This window comes from Variovorax sp. PEI5, assembly GCF_056679935.1.
In genome coordinates this window covers 276,189-288,716 of sequence record NZ_JBWXPH010000002.1, presented here as the reverse complement: position 1 = coordinate 288,716, position 12,528 = coordinate 276,189, and the positions used below count along the sequence as shown (strand labels likewise).

Below are 12,528 nucleotides of genomic sequence, written 5' to 3'. Positions count from 1 at the left end.
TCAATCGGATTGGATGTGGGCGGTGCGGATCAGCTGCCCATAGCGGGCCGCGTCGGTCCGCAGCAGTTCCTCGAAGCGCGCCGTCGGCCCCGGCAGCGTGACGCCACCGGCGGCCGCCAGCTGCTCGCGCACTTCGCCGGCCTCGAGTGCCTGCTGCACCGCCGCGTGCAGCCGCATGCGCAGCGACGCCGGCAGCCCGGCCGGCGCGACGAAGCCATACCAGACGCTGGCCTCGAAGCCCGGATGGCCGGACTCCGCCACCGTCGGCACGCCCGGCAGCACGCCCGAGCGCTCGGCGCTCATCACGGCGAGCACCCTGAGCTTGCCGGCCTTGACCAGCGGCAGCACCTCCAGCGCGTTCACCGCCACCACCTCGACATGGCCGCCGAGGACATCGGTGATGGCCTGCGCGCCGCCCTTGTAGGGCACGTGCTTGAGCTCGACGCCGGCGGTGTGCTGGAACAGTTCCATCGCCAGGTGCGGCGTCGAGCCGTTGCCCGGCGTCGCGATGCCGACGCTCCCGGGCCGCTGGCGCGCCGCCGCCAGCAGGTCGGCCAGGCTGCGGATGGGCCCACCCTCGCGCACGCCCAACACCACCGGCACCCGGCCGACCGCCGCCACCGGCGTCACATCGCGCGCGAGGTCGTAGGGCGGCGGCTGGAACAGCGACGGATTGACCGCCAGCGCGTTGGCCGCCAGCAGCAGCGTGTGGCCATCGGGCGGACTGGCGATCAACGCCTTGACGGCGATGTTGGTGCCGGCGCCGGGCTTGTTCTCGACCACCACCGGTTGCCCCAGCTGCGTCGCCAGGCGTTGGCCGACCGTGCGCGCGATGGCATCGACTGCGCCCCCGGCGCTGTAGCCGACCAGGATCCGGATCGGCCGCGACGGGTCGATCTCGGCGGCGCGCGCCGGATGCCAGGCCCCGGTGGCGAGGAGCGCGGCGGTGGCGAGGAGATGGCGGCGGAGCAAAGCGGTCATGCGGGGGTGGTGGGTGGGTGGATGGGGTGGCCGGCAGGCCCGCATGCGGGTCGCCAGCGCCTCGATGCCGGCAGCCGTGCGGTTTCTCCGGGATCGACTGGCCTCAGTCGAGCGAGACCTTGGCCTTCTTGATCACATCGCCCTGGCGGGCCGACTCGGAGCGGATGAACTGCTCGAACTGGACCCGCGTGACCGGGAAGGGCTCGTAGCCGAAGGCGGCGAACTTGGCCTTGAACTCGTCGTCGGCCAGGGCCTTCTCGACGTCGCGGCGGATCTTGTCGGTCACGGCCGCCGGCAGGCCGGCCGGCGCGGCCAGGGTGGTCCAGCCGATGACCTCGAAGCCGGCCGGACCGCCCGACTCGCCCACCGTGGGCACATCGGGGAAGGCCGGATGGCGTACCGGCGCGGCCACCGCCAGGTAGCGCAGCTTGCCGGCGCGCTGCATGGCGCCGGCGCTGCCGATCGAGCCGAGCGCGAAGGACAGCTCGTTGGTGGCCACGGCGGTGTAGAGGTGCGAGGTCTCCTTGTAGACGACGTGCGACATGGTGGTGCCGGTCATCGACTCGAACAGGGCCGAGCCCAGGTGCACCGGATTGCCGATCGACCACGAGCCATAGTTCAGCTGGCCGGGACGGGCCTTGGCATCGGCGACGATCGCACCGACCGAGCGGTACTTGCTGTCGTTGCCGACCGTGAAGAAGAAGTTGGTGCGGAACAGCGGATCGATCTGCTCGAAGTCCTTGACCGGGTCGTAGGGCAGCTTCTTGAACAGCGACGGATAGGCCGTCAGGTGCACGTTGTCGAGCTGGATCAGGTCGTAGCCATCCTTGGCGCCCCGCTTGAAGGCGTCGATGGCGATGAAGCCGTTGCCGCCGGGGCGGTTCTCCACCGTCACCGGCTGGCCCCAGGCGCGGCTGAGCTTGTCGGCCAGCAGGCGCACCACACCCTCGGGGCCGCCGCCGACCGGGAACGGCGTGATGATGCGCACCGGGCGATTGGGGAAGTCCTGGGCCTGGGCCGCGCCGGGCAGCAGCAGCGTCGACAGGGCGGCGCAGGCACCAGCGGTGGCGGCGAGGGCCGCGAGGCGACGGCGGGTCGGGCCGAAGGCGGCGCGGGCGGGGTGCGGGTCTCTCATCTTCATGGTCTCCAGGGTCCGGGATCGGAGGGCGGGATGGGGGGTTCGAGTCCGTGGTGGCGGCTCGCCCATAGGGTACAGGTCCGGCCCCGGCCCGCCAGGGGCAGAAACGCGCATCTCCGCGTGCTTTCGCCGGCCCGCCACCGCGCGGTGTCGCGGACCCGCGCTCCCGGAATGGGTTCGACCCAGGAAGCCCTCGCACCTTCCGGTCGGCCGTGGCCTCAGGGCGTCACCGGGCCCTCCCAGCGTTCGGCGCAGCGACGCAGCAGGCGCCGCCCCTCGGGCGTGATGGCCAGCACCCGGAATGCCGCCACGGCGCGCGGCGGCGCCGTGCCGGGAGCCGCCGGGTCGGTGGCCCCACCCTGCGGCCGCGCCTCGCATGGCACCTTCAGGCAGAGCCCGACGATCAGGCCGGCGTTCATCAGCACGCGCAGCTCGACGACCTCGTCCTCGGTGCTGACGGTGAAGGGCAGATCCAGTCGCGCGATCTGCCGGAGCTTCTCAATCGACATGGTGGACTCCTCGGTGTATTTGAAAGTATTCCTTCTCCAGGGCAATCGGCATACCAGGGTTCCACCCTCCACGCTGTCCCGGCCCCGTCGGGCACGCGCCTTGCCGATGTACCTGGATCGAAAGGTCCCCATCCATGTCGCTGTCCCACCACTACCGTGCCGCCCAGGCCCTGAGTCCGAAGGCGGCCCGCCTGGCCACGCGGCTGCTCGACCTGGCGATCGACGTGCCGTTCGCCTGGCGACTGTCGCTGCGCCTGGCCCTGCTGGAGCGCGGCCGCCTGGCGCCGCCGTTCAGCAACACCGATCTGGTCCCGCTGACGGAGCGCTGCGACGGGCCAGCGCCGGGGTCGCCGCCGATCGAGCAGGCACGCGGCTTCATCCGCGCCCTGCGCGCCGACCGATCGGAACCGCGCGACACCTAGCCGCGCGGTTTCCCGCCGCTGGCTTGCGCGTCGGGAGCAAATGCGCGACAAGCATGTCTTCCCCGCCCGGGAGCTTCCGCTTCCCCCGACCTCGATCCGCATGCCATCCACCCCTCCGGCTCCCCGCTCCGGCGCCCGCATCGGCGCCGACGGCCCCATGGCCGATCCGCCGGCGGGCATGACGCCCTGGATCGGCATCGTGGGCGAGGAAGGCCTGGTGGCGGCGCTGGAACATCTGCTGCCGACCCTGCCGGCGGACCACGGCATGGCCTACCTGGTGCTGCCGCTCATGGTGCCCGACGAGGCCCGGCTCGAAGGACTGCGGGCGCGCACGCCATTGCCGCTGGTGCGGGTGGCGCGACGGGCACGGATCGAACCCGACCACGTCTACCTGCTGCCGGCGGGGACCGTCCTGGCCGCGACGCCGGAGGCCATCGAGGCCGGGCCAGGCGATCCGGCGACCGGTCTGCGTCCGCGACTCGACGCCTTCCTCGACCTCCTGGCCCGCCAGCGCGGCCCGCGTGCCGCCGCCGTGGTGCTGTCGGGCCACGACGCCAAAGCCGATGCCGATGCCGGCGCGATCGACGTCGGTCGCCTGCGCGCCCACGGCGGCGTGGTGATCGTCCAGGACCCGTCGGAGGCCGCGCAGGCCGCCCTGCCCCGGGCCGTCATCGCCTCGGGCATGGTCGATCGGGTCCTGCCGGCGGCGCGGATCGGCGCGCGCCTGCGGGAGTGCTTCCCAAGCGGCGCGCCCCCGGGCCGGCATCTCGGCGCCGCAGGGAGCGCCAGCGCCGCCGAGCCCGATGCCGCAGGCGACACCGATCCCGCCACGGCCCCGACGGCCGACGATGCCCTGCTGCGGCAGCTGCTCGACCTGCTGCGCCGCCGCACGGGCCGCGCGTTCGACGGCTATGGCGGTCCCGCGCTGCGGCGCCGCATCGCGCGGCGCATGCGGATCCATGGCGTCGCGACCCTCCAGGACTATGTCCGGACGCTCGACACCCGGCCGGGCGAGACCGAGGCGCTGCGCGACGAGCTGTGGCTGCCGGTGGGCACCTTCTTCCGCGATCCCCCCGCCTTCGCCGCGCTGCGCGACGAACTGCCGTCCCTGTTCCAGCACAAGGGCCCGGCGGATGTCGTGCGGGTATGGGTCGCGGCCTGCGCCACCGGCGAGGAGGCCTATTCGGTCGCGATGCTTCTGGCCGACCACGCGCGCGGCCTGGCGACACCGCCGGCGGTGCAGGTCTTCGCGACCGACGTCGCGCCGGAGGCGATCCGCATCGCCCGCGAGGGTCTCTATCCGGCGTCGATCCGCGCCAGCATCCCGGCCGAATCGCTGCAGCGGCATTTCGTCGCCGAGCGCGGCGCGTTCCGGGTCCGGCGCGACCTGCGCAAGCTGGTGATGTTCGCGGTGCACGACCTGCTGCGCGACCTGCCGTTCACCCGCCTCGACCTCCTGAGCTGCCGCTACCTGGTCGGCGACCTGGCGCCACCGGCGCGAGCCCGGCTGTGCGGACTGTTCCATTTCGCCCTGGCGCCGCGCGGCCGGCTGTTCCTGGGCGTCTCCGAACCGGATCCAGGCACCGCCCCGGCCGGCTTCACGGCCATCGCCGAAGCGCCCGGGCTGTTCGCCCGCCGCGCGGCGCCGGCCCGGGCCGGCCACCCGGAGGACGTGCCGCTGCCACCCTCGCAGGCCTGGTCGTGGGCCGGGGCGGCGCCACCGGCGCATCGGCCGCCGGACGCGACCGGGTCGCCACGGGCCAGCGCGCTGGCGGCGGCGCCACGGTCCGGGCGCCGGGGCTGGGGCGGGACGGGCGTGACGGACGGGATCGGTGGGACCGACGGGGATTGGGGCGACGTGCACCTCGACCTGCTCGAACAGCTGGGGCCGCCCTCGATCCTGGTCGATGCCGCCCACGACATCCTGCACCTGTCGCCCGGCGCCGGGCGCTACCTGGAGCACCCCGCCGGCGAGCCCGACCACAACCTGCTGCGATTGGTGCAGCCGCCGCTGCGGATCGAACTGCGCGCCGCGCTGTTCCGGGCCGCCGACAGTGCCCGGCCGGTCGAGTCCCGCGTGGCCCTGCCCGACGCCGCCCCGCTCCTGTTGCGCGTGGTGCCGCTGCGCCGCGGCCCGGCGCTGCTGTACCTGGTACTGCTCGGCGCGCCCGCGCCGCAGGCCGACGCCATCGCGCTGCGGCCGGCGACCGAGCATCCTGGCGCCGCCGAACTCGACCGCGAGATCGCGGAGCTGCGCTCGCAGCTGCGCGAGACGGTGCGGCGGCACGCGGTCTCGGTGCGCGAACTCACCACCAGCAACGACGAACTGCAGGCCAGCAACGAGGCCCTGCGGTCCGCCATGGAAGCATTGCGTGGCAGCCGCGAGGAACTGGAGGCCGTCAACCAGGAATTCGTCACCGTCAACCGGCAGCTCCAGACCAAGGTCGACGAACTCGTGCACGCCAACAGCGACCTGCAGAACCTGATGAACGCGACCGCCATCGCCACCCTGTTCCTGGACCGGGACCTGTGCATCGCGCGCTACACGCCGATGGCGGTGACGCTGTTCGGGGTGGTGCCGGGCGATGTCGGCCGGCCGCTGGCCGACCTGACGCCACGACTCCAGTACGCCGAGGTCGCCGACGACGCGACGCGGGTGCTGGAGCGCCTGACGCCGATGGAGCGCGAGGTCGGCCTGGCCGATGGCACCTGGCTGCTGGCGCGCCTGCTGCCCTACCGGACGATGGACGATCGCATCGCCGGCGTGGTGCTCTCCTTCATCGACATCACCGAGCGCAAGCGCGCCGACGAGATCAGCCAGTGGCTGTCGGCGGTGGTGGCGTCGTCGGTCGACGCCATCATCAGCTTCTCGCTGCAGGGCACGATCCTGAGCTGGAATGGCGGCGCCCGGCGCGTCTTCGGCCATGTCGCCGAGGATGTCATCGGCCAGCCGCTGGCGGTGCTGGCCCGGCCCGGGCAGACCGGCTGGTGCGACGACACGCTGGCACGCGTCAACCAGCAGCGCAGCATCGACAACCTCGAGACGCTCGGCCAGGCCCGCGACGGGCAGGCGCTGCACCTGGCGGTCACCGCCTCGCCCATCATCAATGTCGAGGGCCGCGTCGTGGGCGGCACCGCCAGCCTGCGCGACATCACCGCGGCGCGGCGCAACGAGGAGGCCCTGCGGCGCAGCGAGCAACGCTTGCGGCTGGTGATCGAGAACGCGCGCGACTATGCGATCTTCTCGATGGACACCGCGCGCGTCATCACCAGCTGGAACAGCGGCGCCGAGCACCTGCTGGGCCATGCCGAGTCGGAGGCGATCGGCCGCCCGGCCGACATGATCTTCACCGCCGAGGACCGCGCCGCCAACGTGCCGGCGCGCGAGGCCGCCACCGCCATGCGCGAGAGTCGCGCGGCCGACGAGCGCCAGCACCAGCGCAAGGACGGCTCGCGCTTCTGGGCCAATGGCACCCTGATGCGCATGGACGACGGCCGGGGCGGCGCCATCGGCTTCGTGAAGATCCTGCGCGACGAGACCCAGGCGCGCCAGGCGCGCGCCGAGCTGCAGCGCAGCCAGGACGAGCTGCTGCGCGCGCTGGCGGCGCAGGAGCAGGCGCGCGCCGCGCTGGAGAAGGCCGATTCCGCCAAGGACCGTTTCCTGGCGCTGCTCTCGCACGAGCTGCGCAACCCGCTCGCGGCCGTGAGCACGGCGGCCGAGCTGCTGGCCGGGCCGGCCCTGCCGGACGAGCAGCGACGCGCCATCGCCTTGCTGCGGCGCCAGGCCCGCACCATGAAGCTGCTGCTCGACGACCTGCTCGACGTCTCCCGTCTGGCCGCCGGCCGCTTCGAGCTGCGCCCGGCCGAGGTCGACCTCGCCGAGGTGATCGAGCCGGCGCTCGAGGCCGTCGAGGCCACCCTGCGCGCCGCCGGCCACCACCTGATGCTCGACCTGCCGGCCGCGCCGGTGCGGTTGCGGGTCGATCCGCTGCGCGTCACCCAGGTGCTGGTGAACCTGCTGGGCAATGCCACCAAGTACACCCCGCCGGCGGGCCGGATCGGCTTGAGCGTGCGGGTCGAGGGCGAGTGGCTGCGCGTGGTCGTGAGCGACGACGGCGTGGGCATCGAGCCCGAGCGGCTCGACCAGATCTTCGAGCTCTACACCCAGGGGCCGATGGCCACGCACGCCCTCAACGACGGTCTGGGCCTGGGCCTGTCGCTGGCGCGCACCATCGTCGGCCTGCACCACGGCACCATCGAGGGCGCCAGCGAGGGCCCGGGACGCGGCAGCCGCTTCACCCTGCGATTGCCGGCGGTGCTGGCCGGCGCGGCGCCGGCGGCGGCGGCGGCGGTCCCGCCGTCGGCCCCGCCGGCGGCCATCCCGGCAGTGCGCGACATCCTGGTGGCCGACGACAACACCGACGCCTCCTGGGCGCTGGCGCAGCTGCTGCGCCGCGCCGGCCACCGCACGCGCCGCGCCGCCGGCGGCGCCGAGGCGCTCGAGCGCGCCTTCGAGCAGACGCCCGATGTCGCCGTGCTCGACATCGGCATGCCCGACATCGATGGCGTCGAGGTGGCGCGCCGCCTGCGCGCCGCGCCCGCCACGCGCGACATCGTGCTCGTGGCGCTGACCGGCTGGAGCAGCGCGAGCGACCGCGCCCGCGCGCTGGAGGCCGGCTTCGACGCCCTGCTGAGCAAGCCGGCCGACCTGCAGGCGCTGCTGGGCGCCATCGAACGGGCGACGACGGCACGCCGCTTGCCGACGGGAGAGTGACGCCATCGGCGTCGCAGACGTCTTTTGTCCACTCTCACGATGCAAGGAACCCTTCCATGTTTTCACACAACAAGCGACTGCAATACACGGTGCGGATCAGCCAGACCAATCCCGGCCTGGCCAACCTGATGCTGGAGCAGTTCGGCGGCCCGCAGGGCGAGCTGGCGGCGGCCTGCCGCTATTTCACGCAGGCCCTGGGCGACGACGACCCGGGCCGCAAGGACATGCTGTTCGACATCGCGACCGAGGAGCTCAGCCACCTGGAGATCATCGGCACCATCATCGGCATGCTCAACAAGGGCGCCAAGGGCCGGCTGGCCGAGGGCGTGGAGCGCGAGGGCGAGCTCTACCGCACCATCACCGGCGCGGGCAACGACAGCCACCTGACGCAGGTGCTCTATGGCGGCGGCCCGGCGCTGGTCAACTCGGCCGGCGTGCCCTGGACCGCCGCCTACATCGACACCATCGGCGAGCCGACGGCCGACCTGCGCTCCAACATCGCCGCCGAGGCGCGCGCCAAGATCGTCTACGAGCGCCTCATCAACCTCACCGACGACCCCGGCCTGAAGGACGCGCTGACCTTCCTCATGACGCGCGAGGTGGCGCACCAGCAGTCTTTCGAGAAGGCGCTCTACTCGATCCAGCCGAACTTCCCGCCGGGCAAGCTGCCGGGCGATCCGCGCTATGCCGACACCTACCTGCGGACGTCGAGCGGGGGACCGGAGAACCGCGGGCCGTGGAACGAGGGCGCGCAGTGGAACCACGTGGTGGTGACGCAGGACTCCGGACCGGTCGATGGCGGCTCCGGCGTGGCGACGGTGGAGATGCCGGACGAGGAGGCCGCGACCGTGCGCGCGATGATGGCCCGCACCGCCTCCGACCCCGACGCCCGCCCGCTGACCGGCGCCGAGCTGGGCATGGGCCTGGATCGGCCGCGCAGCGAGACCTGAGGCGCCGCCTCAGTCGCCGTATTCCTTGAGGCGGTTGTAGAGCGTCTTCATGCTGATGCCCAGGGTGGCGGCGGTGCGCTCCTTGTGGTGGTCGCAATGGGCATAGGTCGCCAGGATCACCTGGCGCTCGATCTCCGACAGCCGCGTTCCCAGCGCGATGTGCAGCATGCCCTCGGCCACCGGCGCGGCCGCGTCCTGCGGCGGCGCGGGCGACGCGACCGGTGGCGGCGCGACCAGCGGCTGCGGCAGCCATTCCTCGTCGATGGCGTCGCCGCTGGTCATCACCCAGACCCGCTGCACCACGTTGCGCAGCTCCCGCACGTTGCCCGGCCAGCCATAGGCGCGCATGCGCGCCAGCGCGCCCTCGGTGAAGTGCTTGCGCACGCGCTCCTGCGCGCTCATGTCCGCCAGCAGGCTGCGCGCGATGAGCTGCACGTCGTCGCCGCGCTCGCGCAGTGGCGGCAACGCGATCGGGAACACGTTCAGGCGATAGAGCAGGTCCTCCCGCAGGCGGCCGCGCGCGACCGCCTCGACCGCATCGCGGTTGGTGGCCGCGATGATGCGGACATCGGTCTGCTGCAGCTGGGTCGAGCCGACGCGCATGAAGGTGCCGGTCTCCAGCACCCGCAGCAACTTGACCTGCAGCTCCAGCGGCATCTCCGTGACCTCGTCGAGGAACAGCGTGCCGCCATGCGTGCGCTCGAAGAAGCCCTGGTGCTGGCGCTCGGCGCCGGTGAAGCTGCCCTTCTCGTGGCCGAAGATCTCGCTCTCGATGAGGTGTGGCGAGAGCGCGCCGCAGTTGACCGCCAGGAACGGCATGTCGCGCCGCCGGCTCATGTCGTGCACGGCGCGCGCCACCAGCTCCTTGCCGGTGCCGCTCTCGCCATGGATGAAGACCGTGACGGCGGTGCCGGCCACGCGGGAGATCTGGCGGTAGACGCGCTGCATCACCTCCGAGGCGCCGATCAGCTCGCCGAAGCGCCCGGTCTCGCGCCATTGCTCCGTGATCTGCGCCAGCTCGGCGCGCAGCCGCGATGGCCGGATCAGGCGCGAGAGCAGCCCGCGCAGGTGCGCCGGATTGACCGGCTTGACCAGGTAGTCGGCCGCGCCCATGCGCAGCGCCTGCACCGAGGTCTCGATGCTGGCCTGGCCGGTCATCAGGATGATCTCGGTGTCGTTGAGCAGGCCGCTGTCGTCGCCCAGCAGTTCGAAGCCGTTGCCGTCGGGCAGGTGCAGGTCCAGCAGCAGCAGGTCGGGCGACTGCAAGGCCAGCAGGCGGCGCGCCGCGTGCAGCGAGGGGGCGCTGGCGACGCTGTGGTTCTCGCGGCTGATCAGCGCGCTGAGGACCCGCGCGGAGTCCTCGTCGTCCTCGACGACCAGGATGTGGCCCATCCTAGGCGTCCCGGCGGTCGACGCGCGACCGCTCCAGGCCCTGCGAGAACTCGCGCAGCGCCTGCGTCAGGACATGGATGCGGGCGATCTGCCGCTCCAGCACGGCGATGGATTCGGCATGCGTCTCGGAATGCGGCGGCTCGTCGCGCAGCAGTTCGACCGCCGCGGCCATGGTGCCCAGCGGGGTGCGCAGGTCGTGCTCGAACTGCTTGAGGAAGGCGAGGGAGGACGCATCGCCGGGGCTCGGCGTGGGTGGCGCGATCGCGCTGGCGACATCCGGCGGGGGAGGAAGGATCGACATGGGGCGAGTTTGCGACAAGCCTCGACTTCTGTCTCGGGCAAGTCGGCGGCAAGTTTTGCCGCAAATATTGCAACCTAAAGAACTACAAAATACTAAATAACTCCGTAATAGTACTTTTTACTTATTTTTATTGAGGCATGGTCGTTGCGATAGGGGACCACGCGCATCGCGCGGGAGCCCTCCATGAACACTGCCAGATTGCAACCCCGTCTCGCGGCCACCGTCAGTTTCTCGCCTCGCCTCCAGCATGCCGTCCGCCTGCTGCAGATGTCCACGCTGGACTATGCGCAGGCATTGCGCGATGCCGCGCTGGACAACCCGTTCCTCGACGTCGAGATGAGCGATGGCCCGGCCGGCGCGGACGAGGCGGCGGCACCGGCGCCGGCGTCGGCCGACAGTGGGATCGATGTCGACTTCGAGGCCGCGCATCGCTTCGACCGCCTGCCCGGCCTCGACCCGGTGGCGAGCCGCCACCTGTCGCACGACGCCAGCCAGGACCTGCTGCAGCAGGCGCCGGTGCGCATGAGCCTGGCGGCCCACCTGCGCGGCCAGCTGTGCACGCTGCGGCTGGGCCGGCGCGAGCGCGTGCTGGCCGAGCTGGTGATCGAGGCGCTGGACGACGATGGCTACCTGCGCGTCTCGCTGGACGAGCTGGCCGACGGCCTGGCCGATGGCGATGCCGGATCGCCAGCCGAGCTCGATCTGGCGTTGCGCCGCGTGCAGGGGCTCGACCCGGTCGGCGTGGCCGCGCGCGATGTCGCCGAATGCCTGGCGCTGCAGTTGCGCGACGTCGCCGATCCGGACCTGCGCGCCCTGGCGCTGCGCATCGTGCGGGAACAGCTCGACCTGCTGGCGACGCGCCGGCTGTCGCGCCTGGCCGCCCAGCTCGAGGTCTCGACCGATGCCGCGCATGCGGCCGTCGACTGCATCCTGCGGCTCGACCCCCGGCCCGGCGCGCGCTACCACGAGACGCCCACGCAGGCGATCGTCCCCGATGTCATCGTGCGCAAGATCGGCGGCGTCTGGAAGACCGTGCTGAACGACCGGGCCCTGCCCCGCGTGCGTCTCCACCAGTCCTATGCCGCGCTGTTCGAGCGCTGTCGCGCCCAGGGCGACGGCGCCATGAAGGACTGCCTGGAGCAGGCCCGCTGGACGGTGCAGAACGTGGACCAGCGCGTCTCGACGATCCTCGCCATCGCGACGGCGATCGTCGCGCGCCAGAAGCTGTTCCTCGACCATGGGCACCTGGCCATGAAGCCGCTGGGCCTGCGCGAGATCGCCGATGTCGTCGGCGTCCATCCCTCGACCGTCTCGCGCGCGGTGCGCCACAAGTACCTCTCCACGCCGCACGGCGTCTTCGAGCTGCACCACTTCTTCTCGCGCGGCATGGCCCACCGCAGCGGCGGCACCAGCGCGCCGGCGGCGCTGCAGGCGCTGATCGGCGAACTCATCGAGGCCGAGCGTCCGGACGCGCGCTTCAGCGATGCCGAGCTGGCACGCGAACTGGCCCGCCAGGGCTTCCTGATCGCCCGCCGCACGGTCACCAAGTACCGCCAGCGCCTCAACATCGAAGCGGTCGAACGCCGCCGTTCCTTCTGAACCCACTCGCGCCGCGCCCCCCCTACATGCCGTCCGAAGCCGTCTACTTCTCCACCCGCGCCACCGTGCGCTTCGCCATCTACCCGCAGGGTTTCGAAGGGCCGCGCGTGCTGGCGGAGATCTCCGTGGGCACGCTGCGCGACGTCTTCGGCGCCCGTGGCGACGGCGACAGCCTGATCTATACCTACCGGGTCCACTTCGCCAAGATCCAGATCAAGGCGCTGACGCGCTACTGGCGCGACCCGGCGATCCCGGTGCTACTGGAGCCCTGCGACTTCGACGCCGCCGGCACCACGACGGCGGCCTCCGGCGCCGCCGGCGCTTGAAGCGCTGCCGGATCGCGACGTCCCGCGCCCGGCGCGCGGTCCGGGTCGATTTCGGAATGTCGAGCGGAATGACCCGTCGAAGCGGTCGGCCCAGCTTCCGTTCGGTCAAAGCGTGCAAGATGGCGCCATGTCCGCT

General features: G+C 72.2%; 10 protein-coding genes. 5 read left to right on the top strand and 5 right to left on the bottom strand.

The features are described from left to right. From AC1MLT_RS17780 to AC1MLT_RS17770, 3 genes are all read right to left on the bottom strand, one after another. Complete coding sequence (locus tag AC1MLT_RS17780) at nt 1-981, bottom strand: tripartite tricarboxylate transporter substrate binding protein (protein WP_481035410.1); 981 nt, start codon at nt 979-981, stop codon at nt 1-3. A 103-nt stretch (nt 982-1,084) separates the two neighbouring features. Continuing rightward, on the bottom strand, nt 1,085-2,116 hold the full coding sequence (locus tag AC1MLT_RS17775) for a Bug family tripartite tricarboxylate transporter substrate binding protein (protein WP_481035409.1): 1,032 nt from the start codon (nt 2,114-2,116) through the stop codon (nt 1,085-1,087). 221 nt (nt 2,117-2,337) lie between these two features. Next, nucleotides 2,338-2,628 carry a hypothetical protein gene (locus AC1MLT_RS17770; RefSeq protein ID WP_481035408.1) on the bottom strand — a complete coding sequence of 97 codons (291 nt, stop codon included), beginning with the start codon at nt 2,626-2,628 and terminating at the stop codon, nt 2,338-2,340. A 134-nt stretch (nt 2,629-2,762) separates the two neighbouring features. On the opposite strand from AC1MLT_RS17770, the gene AC1MLT_RS17765 reads away from it, so the two are divergent. The 3 genes from AC1MLT_RS17765 to AC1MLT_RS17755 all read left to right on the top strand — a co-directional run bounded on the left by AC1MLT_RS17765 (nt 2,763) and on the right by AC1MLT_RS17755 (nt 8,774). Then, a complete protein-coding gene (locus AC1MLT_RS17765) occupies nt 2,763-3,050 on the top strand; it encodes a hypothetical protein (protein WP_481035407.1) in 288 nt (95 codons plus the stop codon). Between the two features lie 100 nt (nt 3,051-3,150). After that, nucleotides 3,151-7,824 (top strand): PAS domain S-box protein, encoded by a 4,674-nt coding sequence (locus AC1MLT_RS17760; RefSeq protein ID WP_481035406.1) that lies wholly within the window; start codon nt 3,151-3,153, stop codon nt 7,822-7,824. 56 nt (nt 7,825-7,880) lie between these two features. Then, nucleotides 7,881-8,774: a manganese catalase family protein gene (locus AC1MLT_RS17755; RefSeq protein ID WP_481035404.1), complete on the top strand. Its 894-nt coding sequence runs from the start codon at nt 7,881-7,883 to the stop codon at nt 8,772-8,774. Nucleotides 8,775-8,783: 9 nt separating this feature from the next. Here AC1MLT_RS17755 and AC1MLT_RS17750 read toward each other — a convergent pair whose 3' ends face one another. Together AC1MLT_RS17750 and AC1MLT_RS17745 are read right to left on the bottom strand one after the other, a co-directional pair. Next, nucleotides 8,784-10,166 (bottom strand): sigma-54-dependent transcriptional regulator, encoded by a 1,383-nt coding sequence (locus AC1MLT_RS17750; protein ID WP_481035402.1) that lies wholly within the window; start codon nt 10,164-10,166, stop codon nt 8,784-8,786. Between the two features lies 1 nt (nt 10,167). Further along, a complete protein-coding gene (locus AC1MLT_RS17745) occupies nt 10,168-10,467 on the bottom strand; it encodes a histidine kinase dimerization/phospho-acceptor domain-containing protein (protein ID WP_481035401.1) in 300 nt (99 codons plus the stop codon). Between the two features lie 183 nt (nt 10,468-10,650). Here AC1MLT_RS17745 and rpoN point away from each other — a divergent pair, with 183 nt between their 5' ends. Beyond that, entirely contained in the window at nt 10,651-12,066 is a 1,416-nt protein-coding gene (gene rpoN, locus AC1MLT_RS17740) for an RNA polymerase factor sigma-54 (protein ID WP_481035399.1), read from the top strand. Between the two features lie 26 nt (nt 12,067-12,092). Next, entirely contained in the window at nt 12,093-12,392 is a 300-nt protein-coding gene (locus tag AC1MLT_RS17735) for a hypothetical protein (RefSeq protein ID WP_481035398.1), read from the top strand. Nucleotides 12,393-12,528 lie beyond the last annotated feature (136 nt).

Excerpts from the sequence above, each read along its gene's own strand:
- AC1MLT_RS17750 (WP_481035402.1), bottom strand. The coding sequence starts at position 10,166 with ATGGGCCACATCCTGGTCGTCGAGGACGACGAGGACTCCGCGCGGGTC.
- rpoN (WP_481035399.1), top strand. The coding sequence starts at position 10,651 with ATGAACACTGCCAGATTGCAACCCCGTCTCGCGGCCACCGTCAGTTTC.
- AC1MLT_RS17775 (WP_481035409.1), bottom strand. The coding sequence starts at position 2,116 with ATGAGAGACCCGCACCCCGCCCGCGCCGCCTTCGGCCCGACCCGCCGT.
- AC1MLT_RS17760 (WP_481035406.1), top strand. The coding sequence starts at position 3,151 with ATGCCATCCACCCCTCCGGCTCCCCGCTCCGGCGCCCGCATCGGCGCC.
- AC1MLT_RS17755 (WP_481035404.1), top strand. The coding sequence starts at position 7,881 with ATGTTTTCACACAACAAGCGACTGCAATACACGGTGCGGATCAGCCAG.
- AC1MLT_RS17765 (WP_481035407.1), top strand. The coding sequence starts at position 2,763 with ATGTCGCTGTCCCACCACTACCGTGCCGCCCAGGCCCTGAGTCCGAAG.
- AC1MLT_RS17735 (WP_481035398.1), top strand. The coding sequence starts at position 12,093 with ATGCCGTCCGAAGCCGTCTACTTCTCCACCCGCGCCACCGTGCGCTTC.
- AC1MLT_RS17770 (WP_481035408.1), bottom strand. The coding sequence starts at position 2,628 with ATGTCGATTGAGAAGCTCCGGCAGATCGCGCGACTGGATCTGCCCTTC.
- AC1MLT_RS17745 (WP_481035401.1), bottom strand. The coding sequence starts at position 10,467 with ATGTCGATCCTTCCTCCCCCGCCGGATGTCGCCAGCGCGATCGCGCCA.
- AC1MLT_RS17780 (WP_481035410.1), bottom strand. The coding sequence starts at position 981 with ATGACCGCTTTGCTCCGCCGCCATCTCCTCGCCACCGCCGCGCTCCTC.